Annotated in this window: 20 protein-coding genes and 1 tRNA gene; 14 read left to right on the top strand and 7 right to left on the bottom strand. The window is 52.2% G+C overall.

The features are described from left to right. Positions 1-41 precede the first annotated feature (41 nt). From OMQ46_RS13845 to phrB, 5 genes are read left to right on the top strand one after another with little or no spacing between them, the layout of a single operon-like run. Positions 42-179 (top strand): DUF2256 domain-containing protein, encoded by a 138-nt coding sequence (locus OMQ46_RS13845; protein ID WP_266237774.1) that lies wholly within the window; start codon positions 42-44, stop codon positions 177-179. 5 nt (positions 180-184) lie between these two features. Further along, positions 185-1,648: an exonuclease domain-containing protein gene (locus tag OMQ46_RS13840; protein ID WP_266237772.1), complete on the top strand. Its 1,464-nt coding sequence runs from the start codon at positions 185-187 to the stop codon at positions 1,646-1,648. Next, entirely contained in the window at positions 1,648-2,043 is a 396-nt protein-coding gene (locus tag OMQ46_RS13835; RefSeq protein WP_266237770.1) for a DUF3429 domain-containing protein, read from the top strand. The genes OMQ46_RS13840 and OMQ46_RS13835 overlap by 1 nt, the downstream gene beginning before the upstream one ends. Further along, positions 2,043-3,596 (top strand): cryptochrome/photolyase family protein, encoded by a 1,554-nt coding sequence (locus OMQ46_RS13830; protein ID WP_266237768.1) that lies wholly within the window; start codon positions 2,043-2,045, stop codon positions 3,594-3,596. Before OMQ46_RS13835 ends, OMQ46_RS13830 begins: the two co-directional genes overlap by 1 nt. Beyond that, positions 3,593-4,990, top strand: coding sequence for a deoxyribodipyrimidine photo-lyase (gene phrB / locus OMQ46_RS13825; protein ID WP_266237766.1), 1,398 nt, complete (start codon positions 3,593-3,595; stop codon positions 4,988-4,990). The genes OMQ46_RS13830 and phrB overlap by 4 nt, the downstream gene beginning before the upstream one ends. 270 nt (positions 4,991-5,260) lie before the next feature. On the opposite strand, the gene OMQ46_RS13820 is transcribed toward phrB, so the two are convergent. Then, the gene (locus OMQ46_RS13820; protein WP_266237764.1) at positions 5,261-7,204 is read right to left on the bottom strand and encodes a methyl-accepting chemotaxis protein; all 1,944 of its coding nucleotides are present in this window, start codon (positions 7,202-7,204) and stop codon (positions 5,261-5,263) included. Between the two features lie 57 nt (positions 7,205-7,261). Beyond that, positions 7,262-8,332 (bottom strand): tRNA epoxyqueuosine(34) reductase QueG, encoded by a 1,071-nt coding sequence (gene queG / locus OMQ46_RS13815; RefSeq protein ID WP_266237762.1) that lies wholly within the window; start codon positions 8,330-8,332, stop codon positions 7,262-7,264. 46 nt (positions 8,333-8,378) lie between these two features. Between queG and OMQ46_RS13810 the strand changes: the two genes are divergently transcribed. The 5 genes from OMQ46_RS13810 (at position 8,379) to OMQ46_RS13790 (ending at position 14,786) form a co-directional block, all read left to right on the top strand. Continuing rightward, on the top strand, positions 8,379-9,863 hold the full coding sequence (locus tag OMQ46_RS13810; RefSeq protein WP_266237760.1) for an NAD(P)H-hydrate dehydratase: 1,485 nt from the start codon (positions 8,379-8,381) through the stop codon (positions 9,861-9,863). Positions 9,864-9,878: 15 nt separating this feature from the next. Beyond that, positions 9,879-10,334 carry a tRNA (adenosine(37)-N6)-threonylcarbamoyltransferase complex ATPase subunit type 1 TsaE gene (tsaE, locus tag OMQ46_RS13805; protein WP_266237758.1) on the top strand — a complete coding sequence of 152 codons (456 nt, stop codon included), beginning with the start codon at positions 9,879-9,881 and terminating at the stop codon, positions 10,332-10,334. Between the two features lie 98 nt (positions 10,335-10,432). Further along, positions 10,433-11,785 (top strand): N-acetylmuramoyl-L-alanine amidase, encoded by a 1,353-nt coding sequence (locus OMQ46_RS13800; RefSeq protein ID WP_266237756.1) that lies wholly within the window; start codon positions 10,433-10,435, stop codon positions 11,783-11,785. 201 nt (positions 11,786-11,986) lie between these two features. After that, entirely contained in the window at positions 11,987-13,639 is a 1,653-nt protein-coding gene (gene mutL / locus OMQ46_RS13795) for a DNA mismatch repair endonuclease MutL (RefSeq protein ID WP_266237754.1), read from the top strand. A gap of 25 nt (positions 13,640-13,664) precedes the next feature. Next, positions 13,665-14,786 (top strand): hypothetical protein, encoded by a 1,122-nt coding sequence (locus tag OMQ46_RS13790; protein WP_266237752.1) that lies wholly within the window; start codon positions 13,665-13,667, stop codon positions 14,784-14,786. A 129-nt stretch (positions 14,787-14,915) separates the two neighbouring features. On the opposite strand, the gene OMQ46_RS13785 is transcribed toward OMQ46_RS13790, so the two are convergent. Further along, positions 14,916-18,038 carry an efflux RND transporter permease subunit gene (locus tag OMQ46_RS13785; RefSeq protein WP_266237750.1) on the bottom strand — a complete coding sequence of 1,041 codons (3,123 nt, stop codon included), beginning with the start codon at positions 18,036-18,038 and terminating at the stop codon, positions 14,916-14,918. A gap of 92 nt (positions 18,039-18,130) precedes the next feature. Continuing rightward, on the bottom strand, positions 18,131-19,231 hold the full coding sequence (locus OMQ46_RS13780; protein ID WP_266237748.1) for a hypothetical protein: 1,101 nt from the start codon (positions 19,229-19,231) through the stop codon (positions 18,131-18,133). A gap of 316 nt (positions 19,232-19,547) precedes the next feature. Here OMQ46_RS13780 and OMQ46_RS13775 point away from each other — a divergent pair. The 3 genes from OMQ46_RS13775 (at position 19,548) to dhaL (ending at position 22,234) form a co-directional block, all read left to right on the top strand. After that, positions 19,548-19,623: transfer RNA gene (locus OMQ46_RS13775), tRNA-Phe, on the top strand. Between the two features lie 495 nt (positions 19,624-20,118). After that, entirely contained in the window at positions 20,119-21,309 is a 1,191-nt protein-coding gene (locus tag OMQ46_RS13770; protein WP_266237746.1) for a porin, read from the top strand. A gap of 298 nt (positions 21,310-21,607) precedes the next feature. After that, on the top strand, positions 21,608-22,234 hold the full coding sequence (dhaL, locus tag OMQ46_RS13765) for a dihydroxyacetone kinase subunit DhaL (protein WP_266237744.1): 627 nt from the start codon (positions 21,608-21,610) through the stop codon (positions 22,232-22,234). A gap of 20 nt (positions 22,235-22,254) precedes the next feature. On the opposite strand, the gene OMQ46_RS13760 is transcribed toward dhaL, so the two are convergent. Genes OMQ46_RS13760 through OMQ46_RS13750 form a run of 3 tightly spaced genes read right to left on the bottom strand, consistent with a single transcriptional unit; the run spans position 22,255 to position 24,558 of the window. Then, the gene (locus OMQ46_RS13760) at positions 22,255-22,668 is read right to left on the bottom strand and encodes a GxxExxY protein (RefSeq protein WP_266237742.1); all 414 of its coding nucleotides are present in this window, start codon (positions 22,666-22,668) and stop codon (positions 22,255-22,257) included. 34 nt (positions 22,669-22,702) lie between these two features. Beyond that, complete coding sequence (gene dhaK / locus OMQ46_RS13755) at positions 22,703-23,692, bottom strand: dihydroxyacetone kinase subunit DhaK (protein ID WP_266237740.1); 990 nt, start codon at positions 23,690-23,692, stop codon at positions 22,703-22,705. A gap of 14 nt (positions 23,693-23,706) precedes the next feature. Further along, positions 23,707-24,558, bottom strand: coding sequence for an HAD-IIA family hydrolase (locus OMQ46_RS13750; RefSeq protein ID WP_266237738.1), 852 nt, complete (start codon positions 24,556-24,558; stop codon positions 23,707-23,709). A gap of 195 nt (positions 24,559-24,753) precedes the next feature. On the opposite strand from OMQ46_RS13750, the gene hxlA reads away from it, so the two are divergent. Continuing rightward, positions 24,754-25,395 (top strand): 3-hexulose-6-phosphate synthase, encoded by a 642-nt coding sequence (gene hxlA / locus OMQ46_RS13745; RefSeq protein ID WP_266237736.1) that lies wholly within the window; start codon positions 24,754-24,756, stop codon positions 25,393-25,395. Positions 25,396-25,693: the final 298 nt, after the last annotated feature.

Below are 25,693 nucleotides of genomic sequence, written 5' to 3'. Positions count from 1 at the left end.
ACCGAAAGCGAGATTAACCTCTCTGTTTTTCGTACCGTGACATGGTCCACCACAAACCACATCTGCCAAACAAAATCTGCCCTGTGTGTGAGCGCCCTTTCAACTGGCGCAAGAAATGGCGCAGGGACTGGGACCAGGTCAAATATTGCTCTGAACGTTGCCGCAGGCAGGCGCATTGAGTCCGATGGCTGATTTATCCGCATTCCCATCACGCATGCTGCTGCTCGACTGCGAGACCACTGGCGGCCGCGCCAGTCGTGACCGCATGACCGAACTTGCCTTGATCCAGGTCGACGATGGCGTGGTGGTGGATCGCTGGCAGACCCTGATTAATCCCGGTGTTGCTATTCCGCCCTGGATTACCCGCCTGACCGGCATCAGCAATCCGATGGTCGAGGATGCGCCGCGATTCGAGGATATTGCACCGGCCCTGTTTGAGCGTCTGCAGGACCGGGTTATCGTCGCCCACAACGCCCGTTTCGATTACAGTTTTCTCAAACAGTCATTTCAGCGCTGCGGTTACCAGTTCAGTAGTAAAACGCTGTGCTCGGTCAGGCTGAGCCGTAAATTATTTCCCGAGCACCGTTATCACGGTCTGGACCGCATTATTGAAAGACTGGGTATTGAGATCGATGATCGGCACCGGGCGATGGCTGATACCGAAGTCATTCTGGCGTTTTTTCAACATATCAGCGATACCTTTCCGCCGGATAAGATCGAGTCTGTCTGCAAACAGTTGCTGAAACGCCCGAGCCTCCCCAGCCATATCAGCCAGGAACAGATTGATGCCCTGCCCGATCTGCCCGGTATTTATCGCTTTCTTGATGCAGAAGGTGTGCCGCTGTATATCGGCAAATCGGTCAATATCCGCGAGCGGGTTTTGAGCCACTTCAGCCAGGATCATCAGAATTCGAAAGAACTTGATATCAGCAAATCCCTGCACCATATCGAATTTGTACAGACGCCTTCAGATTTTGGTGCCCAGTTGCTGGAAAACACCGAAATCAAACTTTATTCACCTCGCTTTAACCGCCGCCAAACCAGAAGCAAAACCCTGTATCAGATTTCTCTGGCGGAAGATACTGAAGGTTTGTTAACAACCGAAGTGGTGGCAACTGATATGACGGCGATTGAGGATATCACCCGTCGTTATGGCCTGTTTCGTAGCCGGAAACAGGCACAGAACACCATGCTGGAACTGATACAAACGCATCAGTTGTGCCAGAAACTGTGCGGGCTGGAAAAGCGTCAAAAAGGCGCCTGCTTCGGATTTCAGCTCAAAAAATGCAAAGGTGCCTGTTGCGGTAAAGAAAGCGCTGCCAGCTATAACCTGCGTCTGCGACTGGCGCTGGATAGTCTGAAAAATCAACAGTGGCCCTGGCCCGGTCCGGTCATCATCGAGGAGCACCCGCTGCATGAAGACTGGGACGCGGTTCATTATCACCTGGTTGATCAATGGCGTTATCTGGGCCAGGTCAAAGATGAAGCCGACTGTCAGCAGTTGCTCAACAAAAACCAGCAGAATCCGGCCTATTTTGACCGCGACAGCTACAAAATTCTGGTGCGGTTTCTACTCAATCCGGACCGGCAAAAGCACCAGCGTCTGGTGATTAAACCCTTTTCTATGGATCAAACGGAGCTTGTCTGATGAAAACGTCGCATCGCTATCTGGGTTATGCCGGCCTGATTCCCTTTGTGATACTGGCCATTGGCAGCCTGTTCGATAACCGCCATGCCGAGATTTTCCTGATTGACTATGCCGCGCTCATTTTCAGTTTTCTGGGCGGCATGTTGTGGACGCTCAGCATGAAAGAAACGTTGCCGGCACATGTCGCCCTGGTCTCGGTCAGCGCCATGCTTTGGGCCTGGCTATGGTTGCTGACCCCGGCTTATAACTGGTTCTGGCTGGCGGCACTGTCGTTTGTGGCTTTATGGTTGTATGAGTGGTTCCTGCTCCGGCGGTTTATAGAACATGAATTTCTGATGCTGCGCGGTCAGCTCAGTCTGATTGCTGCCCTGTCACTGGTGCTGGCCAACTTTTAATGGCTTATCGTCTCAACCTGATTCTCGGCGATCAACTGAACCGTGACAGTCTGCTGTTTCAGGATAGCAAGAAAGATCAGGATCTGTTCTGGATGGCAGAAGTAATAAGCGCGTCCAGCGACACACCTTCCAACAAACAACGCACGGTATTATTTCTGTCAGCCATGCGTCATTTCGCCCAATCGCTGGAGATCGAGGGTTTGTCGCTTCAATACAGCACCCTCAGTGATGGCTACCAAAACTTCTCCGAGGCCCTCTCCGCCACACTGAAACAGCAGCAAATCAGTCAGGTACGCTGCGTATTGCCGGGTGATGTCGATGTCATGCATGAACTGGCTGACTGCTGTCAGCGCCACCAGCTTGAGATTGAATGGCTGGCAGACAATCATTTCATCAGCCGCCCGGGCGAATTCAAACAGTGGATGCAGAATCGGCGTCAACCCAGAATGGAGCACTGGTATCGCTATCTGCGCCAGGACCGGCAGATCCTGATGGATGACAATAATGAGCCTGCAGGCGGCCAGTGGAATTTTGATAAGGACAACCGCAAAACCTTCGGTAAAAGCGGCCCGGACGCTGTGCCTGAGCCTGTCGATTTCAAAGCGGATGCGATGACACAGGCAGTCATCAGGGATATTCAACAATACTTGCCGGACTTGCCGGGTGAGATTGAGACATTCAACTGGCCGGTAACGCGCGAACAGTCGCTGGAGCAGTTGCAAGACTTCATCAGCAAGCGGCTGTCACAATTTGGTGACTACCAGGATGCGATGTGGACTGAGCAGCCATTTCTGTTTCATGCCCGCCTCTCCGGCTGTCTTAACCTGAAACTGCTGCATCCGCTGGAAGTGATAGAGGCGGCTGAGCAAGCCTATCGGGATAACAGGGCACCACTCAATGCCGTCGAGGGCTTTATCCGTCAGATTCTGGGCTGGCGAGAATATGTCCGCGGTCTTTACTGGTACCACCGTGATGACTGGCTGAGCTATAACGCCCTTGATTGCGACCATGATCTGCCCGGCTTTTACTGGAATGCGGAGACCGATATGCGCTGTATGCGGGAATCTGTTTCGCAAGTGCTTACTTTCGGTTATGGCCATCATATTCAAAGACTGATGGTGACCGGTTTATTCTCTCTGCTGTGGGGCGTCAAACCGGATCAGATTCACCGCTGGTACCTTGGCATGTATATCGATGCCGTAGCCTGGGTAGAGATCCCCAACACGATCGGCATGAGCCAGTATGCCGACGGTGGCATCGTCGGTTCCAAACCTTATATTGCCAGCGGCGCCTATATCAAACGCATGTCGAATTACTGCGATCACTGCCATTTCAAGCCCAAACAGGCCAGTGGAGACAAGGCCTGCCCATTTACCACCCTTTACTGGTCTTTTATCGATAAACATCGGGGCTTACTCTCTCGCAATCCGCGGCTGGGCATGCAGGTAAGGAACTGGGACAACAAGGGCAATGACGAACAACAGGCCATCCGCGATCGAAGCGAGTGGCTTTATCAACATCTGGATCAATCCGGCTACGAGGAGCAGGGATGACAACAACACAACTGGTCTGGCTCAGAAATGACTTGAGACTGGATGATAATCCGGCGCTCTATCTCGCCCAGCAGCAGGGGGATATTGAGGTCGTATTTGTGGCCTGTCCCGGCCAGTGGCTGCAACATGATGAAGCTGCCGCCAAGCAGGGACTCAAAGCCGACAGTGTGAAAGATATTCAGCAACAACTGGCTGCCAAAGGCATCCCCCTGCATCTGCTGGAAACGGACATGTTCGCGGATGTTCCCACCCTGCTGCGTGACTTCTGCCAGGAGCATGCTTTCAGTGCCATCTGGTTCAATCAGGAAACGCCGCTGGATGAACGGCGCCGGGATCAGGCAGTGGTGGACACTTTCGCTGAAGCGGGTATTGCCTGTCATGCACTGGAAACCGATCTACTGGTCGCCCTGCCGGTGCTGACCCAGCAGGATGAGCCCTTTAAAGTCTTTACCCCCTACTATCGCCGCTGGCTGCAGATTCTCCAGGACACACAGCGTGCACCCTATCCTGAGCCGGAAAAACAGGGCAAGCAGCTCAATGTCGACTGGCAACAGCCTGACTGGTCCGGCGATTATCGCGATGATATCTGGCCGGCAGCCGAAGACAAGATTCGGGAGAAACTGGATAAGTTCTGTCAGAAAAGACTCAAAGCCTATTCCGAGCGGCGTGATTTTCCGGCAGAACCTGCCACCAGTTTATTGTCGCCCTACCTGAGTCTGGGACGTATCGGCCCCCGTCGGCTGCTGGCAGCGATCCAGTATCACTGCGGCGCCCAGAAAATGCACTGGCAGGACAATGTCTGGCTGCAGGAACTGGCCTGGCGTGATTTTTACCGGCAACTCTTGCTGCACTTCCCGCGGCTGAGCATGGAAAAGCCCTTCAAACCGGAAACCGATCAGGTGGTCTGGGCCGATAATGAAGACGGTTTTAAAGCCTGGTGTGAAGGACAAACCGGTTTTCCGATTGTCGATGCCGCCATGCGACAGCTGAAGCAGACCGGCTGGATGCATAACCGGCTAAGAATGATTACCGCCAGTTTTCTCAGCAAGCTGTTATTAATCGACTGGCGCCGCGGCGAACAGTTTTTTATGCAACATCTCATCGATGGTGAGTTTGCGGCCAATAACGGCGGCTGGCAATGGAGTGCATCGACCGGCTGTGATGCGGCACCCTACTTCCGGGTGTTTAATCCCACACGCCAATCAGAACGGTTTGATCCGGAAGGCGAATTTATCCGTCGCTTTGTACCGGAACTAAAAGATCTGAGTAATAAACAGATTCATGATCCCAGCGACGAACAACGTGCCAAACTCGGTTACCCGCCACCGGTGATTGATTACAAACCCGCACGTAAACACGCGATTGAGGCTTTTGCCGATCTGAAAAACAACTGACATTCATCATGTCTCACTGCTATGGCATAAGGCCAGCATTGTTTTAGCCAGCTTGGCCCTGTCCCGCATTCTCAATGTCGCTGTGTTCGGGGTCTAATCCAGCCGGCAGCGGAATGACCATGGATAAACATCAAAAAGAGTGAGTATTCACTTTCACTAATTAATCCAATAAGACCTCTGACTTTGCAGCAGTCCGGCCACCTTGATTTTGCGAGTCAGAAAAACAGGGGCGCCATGTGATGCGCTTGAACGGCTCTGGCTGGCTTATGGTCAGTCGGCCTGTTTCAATTGCTGCACCAGTTGTTGCAGGGTCTGGCTGATACGCGTCAGCCCGTCACCGGCCTGATTAATTTCATTTACATGACGATCCACCTGCTCCGAGTCCAGTTTTATCTGCTCGGTGGTACGGGCGATCTCATCAACGGTCATGGTCTGTTCCTGAGTAGCACTGGCAATAGCGGCATTGATCTGATTGATATTCTGGATGGCCGACACCAACGGTTCCATAGCTGAACGTGCTTCCGCCGTCTGTTTGGCACAGTCTGATGCTGCATGACTCTGGCGACTGACTATCACGGTCGCCTCACTGCCCGACTCGATCAGTTGTTCGATGATATGCCGGATTTCTTCGGTCGACTGGGTCGTGCGTGATGCCAATTGCCGCACCTCATCGGCGACCACCGAAAAGCCCCGTCCATGCTCGCCGGCACGGGCCGCTTCGATAGCTGCATTCAGGGCCAGCAAGTTGGTCTGTTCGGCTACGCCCTGAATCACTTCCAACACGGTGCGGATATTATTCCCGTTCTGCTCCAGTTTGCTCATCACCTTTTCCACATCCATCAGATCGGCCGCCAATTTCTCACTGGCCTCGGTGGCATCCCTGAGTGTGTGGCGAGCAGTTTGTGTTGCCTGATTGGCTTCACTGGTTGATTTCGATGCCTGGTTCGCATTATCAGCCACTTCCCTGAAGGAATAGGACAACTCGGTCACCGCCGTTGCCACCTGATCAGTGGCATTATGCTGCTGACGGCTGAGTGCTGATGTCGCGACTGAGACACTCTGTAAAGACTGGCTGGCTGTGGTCACGCTCTGCGCCTGCGCTTCCAGTTTGGCAATCAGGGTTGCCAGGTAAGTCTGCAGGTGCGTGGCAGAATCAGCCACTGAGCGGGTTTCATCAAATCGGCTATCCAATTGCAAGGTCTGGCTGAAATCGCCCTTCTGCATGCCACGGAAAAAGCGTTCCAGCTTCAATAAAGCAGTCAGGGTCAGTTTTTGCAAAAATGCCTGCAGACTGACTGCAATCACTATCAGCACCACCGTTGCCAGCATTGCCCACCGTACCTGACTCGTAATACTGGCCTTTATCTCGGCAATCTGTTGCTGGAAGCGGTCGAGTGTGGATTGCAGTGCCACAATTTGTTGATTCAGACTACTGCGACTCTGGTCGACTTGCTGCATGAAACTGATGGTATTGGCAATCTCCTTGTCATATCGACGTGTCAGACTCTGCAATGAGGCAATACTGACTTCACCGATTTCATCCGGCTCCTGCGGGATCAGAGACATTTCATCCTTTTCGGTGTAAATGCCAAAGCGCGGCATGGATTCCAGCTTGGCAAGCAAATCGGCGAATAGCTGGTTCTGCGCGAGCAAGGCCTGTTGCTGGGCCTCATCCTGATCTTCGAAAAAAGCCTGACGCTGGTGAGATAACGGATTCAAGCGACGGCCCATTTCCGCCAGGGTGGAGAGGAAGACTGCCTGTTCATCACTGAATTGATAACCGGCCTGCTCGGCATAGTTGATCAGCATGCCGATATCACCGGCACGTTCACGTTCATTGTTGATCAATAAGGTCTGCGGGTTAGCCGCGAGTTTACCCGCCGCACGCACGTCTACGACCTTGGCATGAAGCTGGCTGATCGCTGCCTGGATAGCCTGGTTTTCAGCTTGACTGAGCCAGGAAAATGACTGTGCACTCAGTGCGGTCAACTTATCTTCTGCAGCCTGAAGTAAGTCGGCCTGACCACTGGCAAGGTAGCGCTCCAGCAGGATGCGCACCTCAATATCAAAGGTATTACGATATTGCTGGAATTCGTCGGCAATCTGATAGGGTTTATCCAGTTGTCGCCAGCCCCAGACAGCGGTCAGCGCCGAGACGACCAACAGACCAACAATGGAAAAGGTAATAAAGCGAGAGACAATGGAGAGTTTCATAAAGGCCGATTACATTAAAAAAGCAATCAGCGAGTCTACGGTCTGGGGATGACAGGCTTATGACAGGAGATGTTGCTGTAATGCCCAGTCCACATGCTCTCTGACCAGATCTGACGGGTACGCTTGTTTTTGTTGCAGGGCCGCAATGACAGCCTGTGATGTGCCCGCATTACCCAGCGCTACCGCGATATTCCTCAACCAGCATTCATAACCAATACGGCGAATCGGGCTGCCTTCGAGTTTTTGCAGAAATTCCTGTTCCGTCCAGTTGAACAAATCAATTAACTGTGGCGCATCCAGGCCCTCCCTGGGCAGGTAGTCTGATTCGACGGTAGCCTGTGCGTATTTATTCCAGGGACAGACCAACTGGCAATCATCACAGCCGTAGATACGGTTGCCCATCATCGGCCGCAATGATTCGGGGATCGAACCACGCAGTTCAATCGTGAGATAGGAAATACAGCGGCGGGCATCGAGTTGGTAAGGCGCGACAATCGCCTGGGTCGGACAGATATCCATACAGGCCGTGCAACTGCCACAATGCGCGGTGATGGCATCGGTTACAGGTAATGGCAGATCGGTATAGATTTCACCCAGAAAGAAATAGGACCCGGCATCACGGCTTAATACATTGGTATGTTTACCAATCCAGCCCAGCCCGGCTTTCTCGGCAATCGCTTTTTCCATCACCGGTGCACTGTCAGTAAAAACCCGAAAGCCCATCGGGCCGATTTCTTTTTCCATTTTCGCCGCCAGCCTGGCCAGCCGTTTTCGCATCAGCTTGTGATAATCGCGGCCCAGCGCATACCGTGAAATAAAGGCCTTATCACCATCGTTAATGACCTGCCAGGGCTCGGCCGCCTCACCCGGCCAGTAGTCCATACGCACACTGATGACCCGGACCGTGCCTGCCACCAGCAAATCAGGTCGGGTGCGTTTTTCGCCATGTTTGTGCATAAACGCCATCTCGCCATGAAATCCCTTCGCGAGCCAGCTGTGCAGCTTTTGTTCAGCATCATGCAGATCGATATCACTGACACCCAGCGCCTGAAAGCCCAGTGAACGGGCCCAGCGCTGCATTCTGTCCAGTAATCGCCGCGACTCTGAAGCTGTCAATTGTTCACTCATGCACGTTATTATAAATGTTTAAGCAATACACTTTGGGGCTAGCTATATGCTTACTCTGCCACAGGAACTTTTCAGTGCTGAACAAACCCGCGAACTCGACCGACGGGTGATAGAGAACTATCACATCCCAGGCAGCGAATTAATGACACGTGCCGGCGCAGCGGCACTCAAAACGCTCAGGCATTTCTGGCCTGAGGCAAGACACATTGTCGTGGTCTGTGGTGGCGGCAATAATGGGGGCGATGGTTACGAGTTGGCGCGTCAGGCAGTTCAAGCTGATTATCAAGTCAGCCTGTTTGAGCTCGGCAACATTGAGAAAATGAGCGATGAAACCCGTGCCGCACGTCAGGCGCTGCTGGCTGTTGCCGATGTCATTCAGCCTTTTGACCATCGTCTGCCGACCGCTGATGTGATTGTGGATACCCTGTTTGGCACCGGACTGGATCGTGATGTCGAAGGTCGCTATAGAAACGCCATTGAGGCCATTCACCAGTGTCAACCGACACCGGTTCTGTCGCTGGATATTCCATCCGGTATCCATGCAGATAGTGGCAATGCGCTGGGCATCGCTGTCTCCGCTTCGGTCACCCTCAGTTTTATCGGCCTGAATAAAGGCCTGTTTACCGGTGATGCCCCCGATTACTGCGGCCAGATCTGTTATGACGCGCTGGACATACCGGCAGAGGCATATCATGCGGTCCCAGCCGAAGCCCGACGTATTGAGCTGTCTCAATACCGACAACTACTGGCTCCACGTCCCCGTACAGCCCACAAGGGTCATTACGGGCACCTGCTGGTCGTGGGGGGAGACAATGGCATGCCCGGTGCGGCCAGAGTGTCTGCAGAAGCCGGCGCCCGGGTGGGCAGCGGTCTGATTTCGATTGCGACCCACACCGCGCACAGTGCCATTTTGAATCAGGCACGGCCGGAGCTGATGTGTCATGGCATTGAACAAGCCGGGGAGTTGACGCCACTATTGGCTAAAGCCAACGTCGTAGCCATCGGCCCCGGTCTGGGGCAGAGCTCGTGGAGCCAGTCACTGTTTGCAGCAGCGCTCGCTGCCGATCTGCCCATGGTGGTCGATGCCGATGCGCTGAATATACTCAGTCGTCAACCACAAAAGCGCGACAACTGGATTTTGACTCCACACCCAGGCGAAGCCGCACGATTACTTGAATGCCACAGTCACGAGATCCAGGCTGACCGCTTTGATGCCATCAAAGCCCTTCAGCGACGCTATGGTGGCGTTATTGTGCTGAAAGGCGCAGGCACATTGATTTATGATGGTCACTCACCTGTACATGTCTGTACTGCTGGCAATCCAGGTATGGCCAGCGGCGGTATGGGAGACGCGCTAACCGGGGTGATTGCCGGGCTACTGGCTCAGAAAATAGCGCTGAATGCGGCGGCCAGTCTGGGCGTCCTGATTCACGCCATGGCGGCAGACAGAGTGGCTGAGTCAGCCGGCGAACGGGGCATGCTGGCAATGGATTTAATGCCACATCTGCGACAACTGGTTAACCTGTATTAATACGAGAGCTGAATTTTGCAAACATTTCTGGCTGATGAACAGGCAACACTGACGCTGGGGGCGAAGCTTGCCGCTGCCTGTCCCGATACACTCACTGTGATTCACCTGGAAGGTGAACTCGGCGCGGGTAAAACGACGCTGACACGCGGCTTTCTTCAGGCACTGGGGCACCCGGGTAAAGTCAAAAGTCCGACCTACACACTGGTCGAACACTATGAACTGCATGACCGTCCTGTCTATCACTTTGATCTCTATAGGCTGAGTGAGCCGGGGGAACTGGAGTTTCTGGGACTGGATGATTATTTCAGTCAACAGGCTTTGTGCCTGATTGAGTGGGCGCAACGGGGAAGTGAGTATTTACCAGATCCTGATTTGCGCGTGGATTTACAGTATCAGGACCAAGGTCGGCAGGCGCGAATTTCAGCCCAATCCCCAGCCGGCGAAAAAATCTGTGCAAAACTTCACATTTAGTTAAGGTTTCAATTCTATCTTGCTTATTTAAAAAGAAAACTTGATTTTTATTATGCTGCTCGACAAAATATTAATAACGTTGTCTATAGGATGATGAGATGTTCCGTCTCCTGCTGAGTTTTTACTTGTTGCTTGCTGGTTCCTTTGTCTGGGCAGATTCGGTTGAGGGCATCCGTGTCTCGCACGATGATCGCAGTGCCCGTCTGGTTTTTGACCTGAACGCCAGCGCAAACTACAACACCTTCACCCTGGAAAACCCGAACCGCCTGGTGATTGACATCAAGGATTTCCGCCAGCGCAACAAACTCATCATTCCCTCGCTGGCCGATACACCGGTCAAATCCGTTCGCTATGCCGCCTACGATCACGAAACATTGCGTATCGTGCTGGATCTGGCGCACGAAGTGCAGTATGAGACTCAGACACTGCGGCCTAATAAGGGCTATCCACACCGACTGGTGGTCGACCTGACATACTCTCCCCGCCAGGCCAAACAAGCCTTGATTGCCGCACAGGAGCAGGCGGAAGCTGATAACCAGCCTGGCAATGCGGCAGCACAGGAAACCAAAGTCAGGGAAAACGTAGTCAAAACCAGCAAGGTTCTGCCCCGTCGCGATATTATCGTTGCCATTGATCCGGGCCATGGCGGTCAGGATCCCGGTGCGATTGGTCCCAACGGCACCAAAGAAAAAGACATCGTGCTGTCAGTTGCCAAGCGCCTGGCTAAACTGGTGGATCAGGAACCCGGCATGCGCTCCTACCTGACCCGTGACAACGACGTGTTTATCAGCCTGCGGGATCGTATTCGCCGTGCCCATGAGAACGGCGCAGACATGTTTATCTCCATTCACGCGGATGCTTTCCATAAACGCAGTGCACGGGGTTCATCCGTCTATGTCCTGTCTGAACGCGGCGCCAGTAGTGAGGCAGCTCAGATTCTGGCCGATCGTGAGAACGCCGCTGATCTGGCTGGCGGCATCAGTCTGGAAGACAAGGATGATTTGCTGGCCTCAGTCCTGCTGGACTTATCTCAAACAGCGAGCCTTGAGGCCAGTCTGGAAGTTGCCGATACCGTATTATCCGGTCTAAAACGCGTGGGGCATGTACACAAGAAACAGGTTGAATCCGCTGCCTTCGTGGTGTTGAAATCGCCGGATATCCCGTCGGTGCTGGTGGAGACGGCCTTTATTTCCAACCCGGAAGAAGAGCGCCGTTTACGCACTGCCAGCCACCAGGCCAAACTGGCTCAGGCAATGATGGTGGGGATTCGCAACTACTTCCAACGTAATCCGTTGCCGGGCACCAGTCTGCCGCAACAGCATATTGTCAGTGCGGGTGATACCCTCAGCATGATTGCCCAGCGCTATCAGGTCAGTATGGCCGATATCCGCACAGTGAATAATATGTCCACAACTAGCATTCAAATCGGTGATGTCCTGAAAATCCCCTAGGCTGCCACAAACCCTATCCGCTGATTACACAAATGAGCGCAGAGAATAATCCCTGCATAACTGAATCTGGCGTGTTCTCGAATTTATTAATGATGTGAATCTGTGAGAATCCGCGTCATCTGCGGATACAGACTGTTCTGTCTGATCGCAGGGAACACTCTCTTAGCTAGCGAGCCACCACTGAACTGCTAAACTAGCGGAATGAACAACCGTATTCATGCACTGCCACTACACCTTGCCAACCAAATAGCCGCCGGCGAGGTGGTCGAACGTCCGGCCTCGGTACTCAAGGAGCTGGTTGAGAACAGCATTGATGCCGGTGCGACACAGATTGATATTCAGATTGAAGGCGCTGGCAGGCAACTGATTAAAGTATCCGACAATGGTGGCGGTATTCATCCTGATGATTTACCGCTGGCACTCAGCCGGCATGCCACCAGCAAAATCAACAGCAGTGAACAGCTCAGTCATATCGGCAGCCTGGGCTTTCGCGGTGAAGCCCTGCCCAGTATTGCATCGGTTTCCAGACTGACCCTGGCCTCGAAACAGCCCGATCAGGATTGTGGCTGGCAACTTGTCAGCGAGTCAGAACAGCCAGAACCCACTGCTCACCCTGATGGTACCAGTGTCAGTGTTGCTGAACTGTTTTTTAATCTACCCGCCCGGCGCCGCTTTCTGCGCAGTGATAAAACTGAACTTCAGCATCTGCTCACCACCTTTAACCGTTTGGCTCTCAGCCGCTTTGATGTCGGATTCAGCGGCCACTTCAATGACAGTCAACTAATAAAACTACCCGCGCTGAGTGATCCCGCTCACTATCTTCAGCGCATTGGCAAAATCTGTGGTCAGGCTTTTACTCGCAATGCCAATTACCTGGATCAACAATTCGAGGATATTCGCCTGCATGGCTGGGTGGGGCAACGTCAAGCTCACCGGGCCCAGACCGATGTCCAGTATTTCTTTATCAATGGCCGCGTCATCCGTGACCGCATTATCAACCATGCCGTCCGTCAGGCTTATGGCGACAGTTTGCCGGCAGGAAGACAACCTGCCTACGTGCTTTATCTGACCTTGCCGCTGGATCGGGTCGATGTCAATGTGCATCCAACCAAACATGAAGTGCGCTTTCGGGATGCACGCTTGATTCACGGCCTGATTACACGTGCTGTATCAGAAGCGCTGGACGACGGTTTGACAGCCAATCGTGTTCAGGATGAATTGCCCTTGCCAGCAGTCACCTCTTCCCGGGTTGAAGAAAAGGCGATTGACTATGTCGCTCATACGACGTCAAAGTCACTCGCCACTGCATCACCCACCCTAATGCCAACCGCGCAGGATGATGTCGTCATCCTGCATCAGCGCTTCGCTTTGATATATGCTGAAGACCCTTACCTGATTGATTTACAGGGCGCAGAACGTGACTTACGCCGTTTGCAGTTTAGCCAGGCTATGGCACGTGGCGAACTGGCTTCCAGACCCATTCTGGTACCCATGCCACTGGCACTGCCCAGCACTGATCTGGCACTGTTGGATCAACATCAGGGCTTACTTTCGGAGTTGGCGATCATCATTGAGTTGAGCTCTGAAGTAGCAGCGATTAAACGCATTCCTTATCTCCTGTCTCAGGTCGACCTGCAGCAGCTGATTGACCAGCTTGTACAAACGCTAAGGCAGCATGGCAATGACCGTGCCGCCATGACAAACGCGCTCAGCGATCTGATAGCACTGTCACCCGTCACCAGTCAGCAACAAGCCCGTCAGATTATCCACGAACTGACCCGGACACCTGATCAATTAGCTCGTTGGCAACAGAAACTTGATCCGGCGACATTGGGTGGCTTATTCTCGAACTGACTCTTAAGCCCTGAAGCAGGAAGTTATGGCCAAATCAGCTCGCCCCTCACCATCGCTTATCCCAGCTATCCTTGCCTTGATCGTATTGATTGTGCTGGGTTATGTGTTATTTGCTGATCTGCAGCCTTCACGGACTGAACATACCGTGACCCCGCCGATTGAGTTAGAGGAACCCGAACTGGAAGTCATCACACAGGAAGCCTTACCGACGATTGATGGGGCCCAGCTAGCCGAAGAAGAGGCAAGCACTTTTGTCGACAATCTGGCTCCCTCTCCAGCCGAGAATGAGACCGTGACCATCACTGAAGAGCAGGGTGAATTCGTGCGTCATGACGGCACCATCGCTATTCCCAAACTGGAACACCGTGAAACGACCGTAGGTGAACTGATTAAAGACAATACGCTGACGGATGAGACACCACTGACGCTCAGCTATACCGAAACGGAAGAATCCCAAACGACATTACGGGAGCTCGACCGGCAGATCGAAGATAAAACCCAGCGTATCACGCTGGCGCAACCGGATGGCAGCCGTCGTGAAGCGCCATTGGCTGACTTACTCAATGAAAAAGATCTGGATCAGGACACACCTGTCACCCGGATCCTTGAAAAGACACAAACCCGGCAAATCACCGCCGGTGAACTCGCCCAATCTCAACTCAATCCGGACCAGGAAGTTAACGTCACAATTAACCGTGGCGTGGCACAGTTATCCGTTAAAGATATCGTTCAATCGGGAGAGTTGCCCGACAACGCGCTTTTTTATTTGCACCGTGTCACCGAAGACGACAAACAGGGGCTGTGGGGCATTATTCAGAGCGGCCTGATCCAGCGCTTCCGTCAAGGGTTGGCACTGGAGGGGATTGCCAGCAACAAAGAGATTGTGAGTGTGACCATTCCGGCGGATGCCGATGAGCCGCTACCGACCGGCTTAAGCTCGTTTCTTGGCAAAGTGCTGAATCAAAAAGTCGAGTCGAGTTATATCTATAACTTCAGCACCCGGGTGATGGGGCGTGATCCGGACCTGATTCATCCCGGTCAGCAGTTAATTCTGATTCATTTCAGCCCCGAAGAACTCAAACGTATTTACCTGTTTTTTGCCGAACAACGTAATGAGCAGGCTCAGAGCTTTGCCATTCAACCCTGATGCTTGATTTACTGTTTCTGCTGATAGTGGTTGGCATTATTGCTATTGCTTTTCTGATCCCACTGGACTGAACCTCAAGTTGATGGGCATCCCGGAGACAACCTGTCATCTCAGCGCGGGCGGGTAAGCTTAAGTCCGGCCCCGCTCCTGCTGCAGTGTCTCACCTTCAAGTCGGCTGAACTTACCGTAACGGAGCATCACACTGGGCAGAACCAGCAGGTTAAGAATGGTCGACGATACCAGTCCGCCGATAATGATCGCCGCCATCGGCCCCATAATTTCCCGCCCCGGATTATCCGAGTTAATCGCAATCGGCAACATGGCCAGCGCGGTGACCAGCGCGGTAATCAGAATAGATGGCAGACGCTCCTGAGCCCCCCGAATCGCGGTATCCAGATTCCATTCCGCGCCCTCTTCGACCACCAGGTACTGGTAGTGCGACACCAACATAATCGAATTACGCAGCGTAATCCCGAACAGAGTAACAAAGCCTACCATGGAACCAATCGACAACACCCCATTGGTCATCAGTACCGCAATGACCCCGCCCACCAGCGAAAACGGCAGGTTAATCAATACCAGTGAGACGTTTCTGACACTCCGTAATGCCAGAAACAGCAGGAGTAAAACTGCGATCCCCGCCAGACTGGAGTGGACGATCAGATCTTCCCGCGACTGGGCCTGGGCAATCGCAGCGCCGGTAAATTCGGGATAGATATCAGCACTGAAATCCACCTCTGCGTGTACCCGCTCCCGCAGTTCATCAAAGAAGGAAGTGAGATCTCTACCGGACACATTACTGGTCACCGTCTGATGGCGCTGCGCATCGCGGTGCAAAATCGCGTGACGCCCCGAAACCTGCTGCACTGTGGCCACATCCTGCAGGCTCAGCATAAAGCCGTCCGCGGCCCGAATCGGCAGTTCACGTACATGGCGCGGTTGCTGTCGCAATACTTCGGGCACAATAACGACCACATCAAATACCTGGTTACCTTCGTAGACCTGGCCCACAGCGACGCCGTCATAGGCGGTTTTCAAGGTATCCATCACCTCTTTCGGCGTCAGTCCCCAGAATGCGAGGCTGTCGAGATCAAGCCGAATCTCCAGTTGTGGTTCACTGGGCGGGGCCCGCAATTGTACATCCGCTGCCCCCTGAATATCCTGCATCACCGCGGCGACTTCTCTAGCCTTGCGGTCCAGCGCTTCCAGATCTTTACCGTAAATATTCACGACCACCGGTGAGGTGTAACCGGAAATGGTCTCATCAATCCGCTCGGTCAGGAAGGAATTGACTTCCGAGTTAATACCGGGGAAGGCTTCCAGAATCTCACGAATCTCATCAAGCACCTGTTGCTGACCGGCACCGTCCATGGGCTCCAGATCTACTTCATATTCACTGTAATAGGTACCGAAAGTATCCGCACCACGCTCGGCCCGGCCAGCCCACTGCGAGGTCGATCGCACCCCGGGGATTTCCGCAACGCGCTTTTCAATCTCACCGCCAATCCGCAGCGATTCACCGATTGAGGTACCGGGCAGACTTGCGGTGTGGATTATATAGTGACCCTCCCGCAGTTCCGGCAGAAAACTGCCTCCCAGCAGGGGCAGAATACCGACACCGGCTGCGCAGAATATCAGTACACCGGCAATCGTCATTCGCGGTGCCTGGCTGACCCTTCTCAATGCCCTGCTGTAGTGTGGTTTCAACCACTGGATGACCGGTGGTTCACGATCACTGATGTCGCCTTTGTTGGCTAGCAGAATATGACACAGAGCCGGTGTCACGGTCAGCGCCACCAGCAGTGAGGCGAAAATCGCCAGGATATAGGCTTCACCCAGCGGTTCGAACATGCGTCCGGCGACACCACTCAGCGTCAGCAGTGGCACAAACACCAGCATCACGATAAAGCTGGCATAGACCACAGAACTGCGCACTTCCATCGAGGCTTCATAGACGACATCCAGCGTTGAGCGCGGTACAGCCAGGGCGGCATTTTCCCTGAGACGACGGAAAATATTCTCGGTATCGATGATGGCATCATCGACCACCTCACCCAGTGCGATGGCAAGGCCACCCAGCACCATGATGTTGATATTGATGCCCAGATGCAGCAGCACAATCAGCGCAGCCATAATCGACAAGGGAATGGCTGTCAGAGAGATAACTGCAGTTCGAAGGTTAAATAAGAACAACACCAGTACCAGCATCACCAGGCCGCCACCCAGATACAGATGTTCCTGGATGTTGCTCAGTGAACTTTGAATATAGTTGGCGGGACGGAACAGATCATCATGCAGCGTAATACCTTCTGCCTCGAAACCATCCTTAAATTCGGCCAGCGCCGCTTCCACACCCTCGGTGATGGCGAGCGTCTCCGCATCGTACTGCCCTATCACCATCAGCACGACGCCGGGTACGGTGCCCACCGCGGCCCCGCCAATGGTCGGTGCTGGTGCTGTTTTCACGTTAGCCACATCCCCCAGATGCAGAATATCAACGCCGTTTTTGCGGATCACGACCTTGGCCAGTTGTTCAGCGGTTAAGGGTTGGCCGATAACCTGCAGCGCCATGCGCTGATTGGGATTCTCGATATAGCCGGCACCGATAATGCCGGTGGCCTGCCTTGCGGCCTGGGTGACCTCTTCGACGGAAAGATCAAATTGCGCCAGTTTATTCGGGTCGATTTGAATCTGCAGTTGCCGCTCGTGGCCGCCAAAGACATTGATATCGGCGACACCTTCAACACTCAGCAGCCGGGGGCTCAGCGTCCAGTCCACCAGCGAGCGTAGTTCCATCAGGTTGTGCGTTTCGGAGGTTAAACCAATGGTCATCACGGTGCCGGATGATGACTCAAGCGGCACCATGACCGGCGTCTCAACGCCGGCGGGCAGTTTATCCTGTAGCCCTAACAGGCGCTCCGATACCAGTTGTCTATCCAGGTAAATATCGGTGCTGTCATAAAACGTCAGCGTCAGTACCGACAGGCTGGGTATGGACTGTGATCGAATCGACTCCAGGCCGACCAATCCCCGCAGGGCATTTTCCAATGGTTGAGTCACCAGGATCTCAACCTGCTCGGCGGTCAGTCCCTGTGCTTCGGTCTGAATAATGACCTGTTTAGGCGCGAATTCGGGGAAAATATCCAGACTGGCATTAGAAAGTTTGTAAACACCATAAATGAGCATTAACGAGGCGAGAGCGACCACCACCCCACGGAAACGTACAGAAAAGGCAACCAGCTTAGACAGCATCTGATTCCCCCATCATAACGGTGATTACAGTGTCAGGACTGTGCTGCCGCTCTGCTACCAAACAATCTGTGATCGCGCTGGAAAAACAACGCTTAATCATCGTCTTCATCCAGAATCTGCCAGCGGAACTCCTCAGAGAGCAACATCTGTGAACCGGCTACGACCAGTGACTCACCTTCCTCGAATACTGACTGGATAAAGATACCGCCCGCGACCGCTTCGCCCTCTGCCAGCGGCCGACGCAGATACACCTGCTCGGACTGCTGAACATAGGTCCAGGGTTTACCGGCATACCAGACGATGGCGCGCTCAGGGATAAAGAATCCTCGTAGCCCTTCTGCATTACGTGGAATCCATGCATGAAGACGCATACCCAGACGCAGTTTGCCGGTGGCCATTCTGAAATAGTAGGTTTCACCCTGCGCCGCGTAATTGGCCACAAAGGCCGGTGAGACATAGTAAGCCTTTCTCGCCGTATCGCGCTGTCCTTGTCGGGACACACGAATGACGTTGACATCGGCAGGCAATGTCAGCGCCACAGGCAGGGTAATCTGAATCAGGGTGTCCTGACGGGTAACCAGACGCTTAAACTCTTTTGAATCCTGCACTGAGACCCAGGAAGCAACCACCGCGCCCCAGCCTTGAGTCAACTCTGTTTTTGCGGCCTCCAGTGCCAATGACGCTGCTTCCCGCTTTGCTCTTGCCTGCTGCCAGTTGGATTCGGCATAACTGATATTTTTACCGGCAATACTGCCGGTCGCTTCAGCCAGTTGTTTCAGGCGATTCAGTTCCTGTAGCTGAGCACGCTCATGCATTTGCGCCAGATCCAGTTCTACTTCTAACTGTTTGAGTCGTGTTCGCCACTGAATCAAATCACGCACATCGACCACACTGGCATAAGCCCGGGACTCGGGATAATAGAGATCCTGTTGCAGACTCAGCAGCTCAATCCCCGCCGCGTTTTTGACCTCATCATTGAGCTCCACCCGCATCGGCTCTCCCTGCTCATGCTCCTCGTCCTCGTCTTCTTCCTCACCAACCTCTGAGGCGCGCTCTGCCGCTTCTTTATAGGCTTCAACGCCTTGACTGAAAAGAGAAGGCCAGGACTGGTCGCTGATCAGCGGCACCGCAATGGCGACAATAATCAGTACGGCCAGCGTCAGCCATAAGGAATATTTGTTGCGTGAGGACATTTTCTTCCCAACTTATTCAGGACAAAATCAGCAGCCATTAGAGCACGCTGTCATAAACCCGACAAGTTTGGGCCGGGACAGGGCCGTCACGACGTTTTCATCTCACCGCCCAAATGCCTTGCAGCAGCTGTGCGATGTTCGCGCTTTAGCGTTGCTACCTGGAGAGAGTTTAATAAGCCCACCCATCAGCTTGATATCGATTGTAGCCATGGGTTGATTAATCCGGGCTTAATTTTCTGAACCCTTGATCTAGAGAATTAATCCGCAGTTTCCCTTGACACAGGCCCTCACACAAGGTTTAATACGCAGCCTTATCGGCTCGATAGCTCAGTTGGTAGAGCAAGGGATTGAAAATCCCTGTGTCCCTGGTTCGATTCCAGGTCGAGCCACCACGAACACGAAAGCCCTGTCAGTTTTACTGACAGGGCTTTTTTGTTTTTTGCTCGTGGATGAAGAATAACCAACAGACTATCCATAGATGACGCAGATTATCGCAGATAGAATAATTAGCTACTCTGGGTAAGGGGCACACAGCCACCTGGCCGTCTCAGATTTGAGCTTGCCCTAGTGTTAATCTTGCCACTGAAACCTGATTGATAAAGTCCTGCTGGCATTTCTGAAAACCATCATTCGTTTCTCAAAATACAATCTGCGTATATCTGTGTAATCTGCGGATGAGATTCCTTTCAGTAAGAAGATTTTTGGTTTCCTTTAATATGTGTGTGGTAAAAAACACACAGATTTGTGAAATTTTTGTCATTAGCGAAATTTTTGTTGTAAAAGTGTTGCATTCGCTTTTTTTCTGTGCAAAATAAGCTATCAACCGTGATTCAATCCGGTTGCGAGAGAAATTAAAGTAATCTGTTAACAATAGAAGGTGAAACAGAATGAAATCATTGAAAAAAACAACTCTGGCCTCTCTGGTCGGTGCAGCTGCCCTGGCAACAGCCGGTGCTGCTAACGCCACCATCGTGGTCGGCGGCGAAAACGGCTACGAATTCAGCATTGACGGTAACATCAACCAGTTCTTCGTCAGCACAGACAACGATAATGCTGATGACAACGTTAACGAAGTACGTAACGGCCTGCTGCCAACATTCTTCGGCTTTAACGTTTCAGCCCCTGAAGTCAACGGTCTGAAAATCGGCGCCCGTGTTTCGATTTCTCCATCAACCAATGGCACCAGCTACGTTTCTGGCGGCGATCAAAACGCTCTGGAACAACGTGAAGCGTTTGCGACCATTGATGGTTCTTTCGGTCAAATCCTGGCTGGTAAAGCACTGGGTCTGTATGGTTCACACAACATCCTGACTGAACAAACACTGTACGGTGTTGGTTACGGTACAACCGGTAACGGCCAGACTACTCTGGGTGGTATCGGTTTCGGTTACGACTACGCTGACTGGCGTTCACAACTGCGCTGGACTTCACCAGACATGAACGGCTTCAAAGTGGCCTTCGCTGTTGTTGATCCAGCAGGTCCTGGTATTGCTGATCTGGCCGGTGCCGGCCCAACTGGTCCTATCGGTTCAAGCGCTGACTCAGAAGATCTGCGTTATGAAGCTGACCTGAGCTATGCCGGTGCTTTTGATAACGGTAGCTACATGCTGTGGTTGTCTGGTATGGTTCAAGATCAAGACGATTTGGCTGAAGACAAGCAAGCCTGGACTGTCGGTGGTACTTTGAAAGTGTCTGGTTTTGAGTTTATGGCTCAATACTCAGATGCTGAAGATGCAACCGGTGCAACTGCTGCAACTGCAACTGCTAGTACCGATGGCGGTGGTTCAGTCGTTATCACTCCTGCTGCGGCATCTAGAGAACTGGAATGGGATCAATATGTAGTTCAAGCGGGTTACCGTTTTGCTGGTACTACTCTGGTTTCAGCTAACTACTCTGAGTTAGAAGACAAATCACCTGCTGCGACTTCTGACGACACCGCTGAGCGTATTACGCTGGGTGTTTACCACGATGTTAACGCTAACCTGAAACTGGTTGCTGAATACACCAAAGTTGAACACGATGATGAATCTCGCCTTGACGCAGACATCTTCGCTCTGGGTGGTTTCGTAACCTGGTAGTCAGCAGTTTCAGTATCAAGTCTCCGGATTTGATATAAAAGACTGAAAAAAGCCTCAACCTTCGGGTTGGGGCTTTTTTTTGCTTTTCAGATAATAGACTATCCGCAGATTACACAGATTGACGCAGATTATTTGTTCACTGATCGCTGCTTATTCAGCGAGGTGGATGGTGGTATTTTTATCTACGAAAATCTGCGTAATCTGTGGATGAATGTAATTTAGTAATCCTCTGTGGTTAATTTGCTTGAACAACCCAGGGCTTTATAATCATCAGACCAATAAAGACAAGGACTCAAGCATGAGCATCAGCACCCAATCCATCCCACTTTTTATTGAAGCGATCAAAGCCGAAATTACCGCTAATGCAGACGAAGTCACCGCTTTGGATCAGGCGATTGGCGATGGCGATCATGTCACCAATCTCAAACGTGGCCTGGAAGCGCTGGAGAAACAAACCTCTGAACTATCAGAGATGGACTGGTCAGCGGCCTTGATGAAAATCGGTATGACACTGATGTCGACCATGGGCGGCGCTTCCGGTTCGCTCTATGGCAGCTTGTTTGTGGCGATGGGTAAAGAAGCTCAGAAAACTGAGATGGATGCAGCGGGTTTTGCTGAGATTTTTGATGCCGGCGTGACCGCTGTAAAAACCCGGGGCAAAGCGGATCTGGGAGAAAAGACCATGCTGGATACCCTGATCCCTGCTTCACGGGCTTTAAATGAAAAAGCCGATATTGCGGCTTCAGATTTACTGGAAGCGGTGAAAAAAGCGGCTTATGAAGGCATGCTGTCGACTGAGGATATGCTGGCCACCAAAGGCCGGGCATCATTTTTAGGCGAACGCGCCCGCGGTCATATCGATGCTGGCGCACGAACCAGTCAGTTGATGATTTGTGCGATTGCGGACGTGATTGAGAAAAACTGAGTATCCGCAGATTTCACGGATTAACGCAGATTTGAGACCAACCTTTTGTATTGAAGGCTTTTGGAACCAAAGTTAAGAATTAAACCTTTTTTCAATCGGGATGCTTTCAGATAGTTAATAACTTGTGCTTCTTCAGTGCCTGACAATTTCTGTAATGCTTTGAGCTCGACTATCACGTTTCCGAAACAGACAAAGTCAGCCTTGTAAAATGTTCTCAACTGCACACCGTGATATGTAATCGGCAGCTGCTTTTCTCGGACATGTGGAATACCTCTGGATTCAAACTCCATCTCAAGCGCTTCTTGATAGACTTGTTCAAGAAAACCACAACCGAGTGAGGCATGCACAGACATTGCAGCACCTATAATTGCGTATGTCTGTTCGTCTTTTATTAAATCTGCGTTAATCCGTGAAATCTGCGGATAAGTTTCCATAGGCAACGCTCCCTGTGCCTCTGTGGTTATAACTTCAGCATCCCCAACGCAATGCCGCTGTGTGCACCGGCGCATCCCAGTACTGAATCATTTCATCATCCAGTTTGGTGACGGTAATCGAGCACCCCGCCATATCTAATGATGTGGTGAAGTTACCTACCAGTGAACGTGACACTTCGACCCCGCGCTCAATAAAGAACTGCGCCGCCAAATCATAAACCAGGTAGAGTTCCATCAACGGGGTGGCGCCGAAACCATTCACATGCAGCAGGATTTTCTGGCCCTTGGCTGGCATCAATTCCTTGTCAACCGCAGTAGCCAGATGCTCGACAATGTCGCTGGCGCTGCTCAGATCCATCGGCTCACGGCCACGCTCACCATGTATGCCAACGCCCATTTCAATCTCATTGTCACCGATATCAAAGGTCGGTTTACCCAGTGCAGGCACAGTACAACTGCTTAACGCCACCCCCATCGAGGCGGTTGAAGTCGCCACCTTATCTCCCAGTTTTTTACAACTGGCCAGATCGGCACCGGCCTCTGCTGCCGCGCCCACAATCTTCTCGACAATCAGCGTGCCAGCAACACCACGACGGCCCGTGCTGTGATCTTTGGGCAGAGACACATCATCACTCACCAGCACGGTGTCGTGTTCACACTCAAGCATTTCGGCGGCGATTTCGAAGTTCATTACATCACCGGCATAATTTTTAACAATGAACAGAACACCGGCACCGTTTTCGACCTCCTGAGCTGCCATCATCATTTGATCCGGGGTGGGTGAGGTGAATATCTGACCGGGACAGGCGGCGTCCAACATACCCTTGCCTACAAGACCGGTGTGCAACGGCTCATGACCCGATCCGCCACCGGAGATCAGGGCCACTTTGGGCTGGCCAACCGGTGCTTTGCGGGTCACGAAGTGGGGCTGATGGTTCAGCTTAATGATGTTGTCATGGGCCCTGGCAAAGCCATTGAGGCTTTCTTCCAGCACACTCTCGACACCGTTGATCATTTTCTTCATCGTTCTCTCCCGTATTATAAAGCCAGTTCCAGTGCTTCAGTGACCGCTTCCAGATCCTCCAGCACCCAGGTCGGCTGATAATCGATATGTTGTAAATCCTCTCTGGATGACACGCCTGTCAGCACCATAATACTTCTGATACCGGCATTGACCGCTCCGAGAATGTCGGTATTGAGTCGGTCGCCGATGGCCACAGTGTTGGTAAAGTCGGTCCCCAGTTTTTTCAAAGCCTGCTGGTACAAAATCGGTTCGGGTTTGCCTATGCAGACCGGCTCCACGCCAGTCGCAGCCTGCAAAGCGGCGAGCGTGCCGCCATTACCAATGACTTCACCTAACTCCGTCGGCAAAGTGGTATCGGCATTGGTCGCGTAAAACAACGCACCGGCTCGAATATTCAATGTTGCGGTAGCAAGTTTGTCCCAGGTCAGCGTTCGGTCAAGGCCGGAGACCACAATATCAGCACCTTCATCAGTGATGCCTTTTGCCGGCTGATTCACCTGATACAAATCGGTCAACACAAAGCCCTCGGCTTCCAGCGGTTTTCTGAGTCCATCCTCCCCAATCACAAAAACACGTTTCTTGTCAGCCGGCAGGTTTTCCCGCAAATAAGTCGCGGTTGCCATACTTGAGGTCAGGATTTCATCATCGCTGACTGTAACCCCCATCGCAGCAAGTTTTTCTATGTATTGTTGTTGAGTAAGACTGGCATTATTGGTGGCGAGAACAAATGGCAACTGTTTGTTTCTTAACAACGTGAAGAATGCTTCCAGTCCCGGCAGCGGCTTTTTGCCATGCCAGAGTACACCGTCCATATCTATAATGAGTCCGCCGATGTTTTCCATTACCGTGGTTTTTGCCGTTGTCAAAACACGTCCTCTGATAGTAGAAACAGGCTTCAAAGCGTCGCACACATCAATTCGTCCTGTCTAGCAGCTAAAAAGACGGAATTTGTCGGTTTTTGCCCAAAAATTGACATATTCAATACAACTGCTTTATAGTCTGCGAGCGTATTTCTTAACGTATACCCTATAATTTCAAACTAATATTAGGAGCATGTCAGCATGGCAAAAGCACTTATTCAAATGGCACTGGACTCACTGGATTTCGATCAAACTATGGCACTGGCTGAACAAGTCTCGCCTTACGTTGACATCCTGGAAGTCGGTACTCCTTGCATCAAGTACAACGGTCTGGAAATTGTTACAGCACTGAAAAACAAATTCCCTAACAACCTGATCCTGGTTGACCTGAAAACAATGGACGCCGGTGAATACGAAGCGACTCCATTCTACGAAGCAGGTGCTGATATCTGTACTGTTCTGGGTGTTTCTGACAAAGCCACTATGGGCGGCGTTATCAAAGCAGCCAACGCGAACAACGCAGAAGCTCAAATCGACCTGATCAGCGTTAAAGACAAAAAAGCCGTTGCGACTGAAGCAGCTAAAAACGGCGCGCAAATCATCGGTGTTCACACTGGTCTGGACGCACAGGCAGCAGGTCAAACACCATTTGCTGACCTGAAAGACATCGCGGGTCTGAACCTGGGTGTTCGTATCTCTGTTGCTGGTGGTCTGAACAAAGACACCATCCAGGATACCGTTCGCGCTGGCGCTACCATCGTTGTTGTTGGTGCTGCTATCTACGGCGCTGACTCTCCAGCAGAATCTGCTAAAGAACTGCGTGCACTGGTTGACGCAGCCTAAGCGGAAACCAATTTGCACTGAGCAAAGAAAAGAACGAGTGGCCCCGGCCGCTCGTTTTTTTTCAGTGCTACATCAGAGACTGCCCTATTATTGATAGTCTCTAGTGTCAAAAGCTTTACAAGATGGGTTAAAGTGTTGATGCCAGTCAGAAAAAAGCCTGTGTCCGACACAGGTGGACTGAACAAAAATAAGCATGTGGCGACACACCGGAATCGATTCATCCTGGCTCAATCGTGAAACTGCTTCTGGGTTGCCACATAAAAACGAAAATAGTAATTTACCCGTTGCACCAACCTCG

The organism is Methylophaga sp. OBS1 (genome assembly GCF_026319365.1).
Note: the sequence above shows the minus strand (reverse complement) of the source record. Positions and strands in the feature narration are given on the sequence as shown.

Excerpts from the sequence above, each read along its gene's own strand:
- OMQ46_RS13845 (WP_266237774.1), top strand. The coding sequence starts at position 42 with ATGGTCCACCACAAACCACATCTGCCAAACAAAATCTGCCCTGTGTGT.
- OMQ46_RS13840 (WP_266237772.1), top strand. The coding sequence starts at position 185 with ATGGCTGATTTATCCGCATTCCCATCACGCATGCTGCTGCTCGACTGC.
- OMQ46_RS13835 (WP_266237770.1), top strand. The coding sequence starts at position 1,648 with ATGAAAACGTCGCATCGCTATCTGGGTTATGCCGGCCTGATTCCCTTT.
- OMQ46_RS13830 (WP_266237768.1), top strand. The coding sequence starts at position 2,043 with ATGGCTTATCGTCTCAACCTGATTCTCGGCGATCAACTGAACCGTGAC.
- phrB (WP_266237766.1), top strand. The coding sequence starts at position 3,593 with ATGACAACAACACAACTGGTCTGGCTCAGAAATGACTTGAGACTGGAT.
- OMQ46_RS13820 (WP_266237764.1), bottom strand. The coding sequence starts at position 7,204 with ATGAAACTCTCCATTGTCTCTCGCTTTATTACCTTTTCCATTGTTGGT.
- queG (WP_266237762.1), bottom strand. The coding sequence starts at position 8,332 with ATGAGTGAACAATTGACAGCTTCAGAGTCGCGGCGATTACTGGACAGA.
- OMQ46_RS13810 (WP_266237760.1), top strand. The coding sequence starts at position 8,379 with ATGCTTACTCTGCCACAGGAACTTTTCAGTGCTGAACAAACCCGCGAA.
- OMQ46_RS13800 (WP_266237756.1), top strand. The coding sequence starts at position 10,433 with ATGTTCCGTCTCCTGCTGAGTTTTTACTTGTTGCTTGCTGGTTCCTTT.
- mutL (WP_266237754.1), top strand. The coding sequence starts at position 11,987 with ATGAACAACCGTATTCATGCACTGCCACTACACCTTGCCAACCAAATA.
- OMQ46_RS13790 (WP_266237752.1), top strand. The coding sequence starts at position 13,665 with ATGGCCAAATCAGCTCGCCCCTCACCATCGCTTATCCCAGCTATCCTT.
- OMQ46_RS13785 (WP_266237750.1), bottom strand. The coding sequence starts at position 18,038 with ATGCTGTCTAAGCTGGTTGCCTTTTCTGTACGTTTCCGTGGGGTGGTG.
- OMQ46_RS13780 (WP_266237748.1), bottom strand. The coding sequence starts at position 19,231 with ATGTCCTCACGCAACAAATATTCCTTATGGCTGACGCTGGCCGTACTG.
- OMQ46_RS13770 (WP_266237746.1), top strand. The coding sequence starts at position 20,119 with ATGAAATCATTGAAAAAAACAACTCTGGCCTCTCTGGTCGGTGCAGCT.
- dhaL (WP_266237744.1), top strand. The coding sequence starts at position 21,608 with ATGAGCATCAGCACCCAATCCATCCCACTTTTTATTGAAGCGATCAAA.
- OMQ46_RS13760 (WP_266237742.1), bottom strand. The coding sequence starts at position 22,668 with ATGGAAACTTATCCGCAGATTTCACGGATTAACGCAGATTTAATAAAA.
- dhaK (WP_266237740.1), bottom strand. The coding sequence starts at position 23,692 with ATGAAGAAAATGATCAACGGTGTCGAGAGTGTGCTGGAAGAAAGCCTC.
- hxlA (WP_266237736.1), top strand. The coding sequence starts at position 24,754 with ATGGCAAAAGCACTTATTCAAATGGCACTGGACTCACTGGATTTCGAT.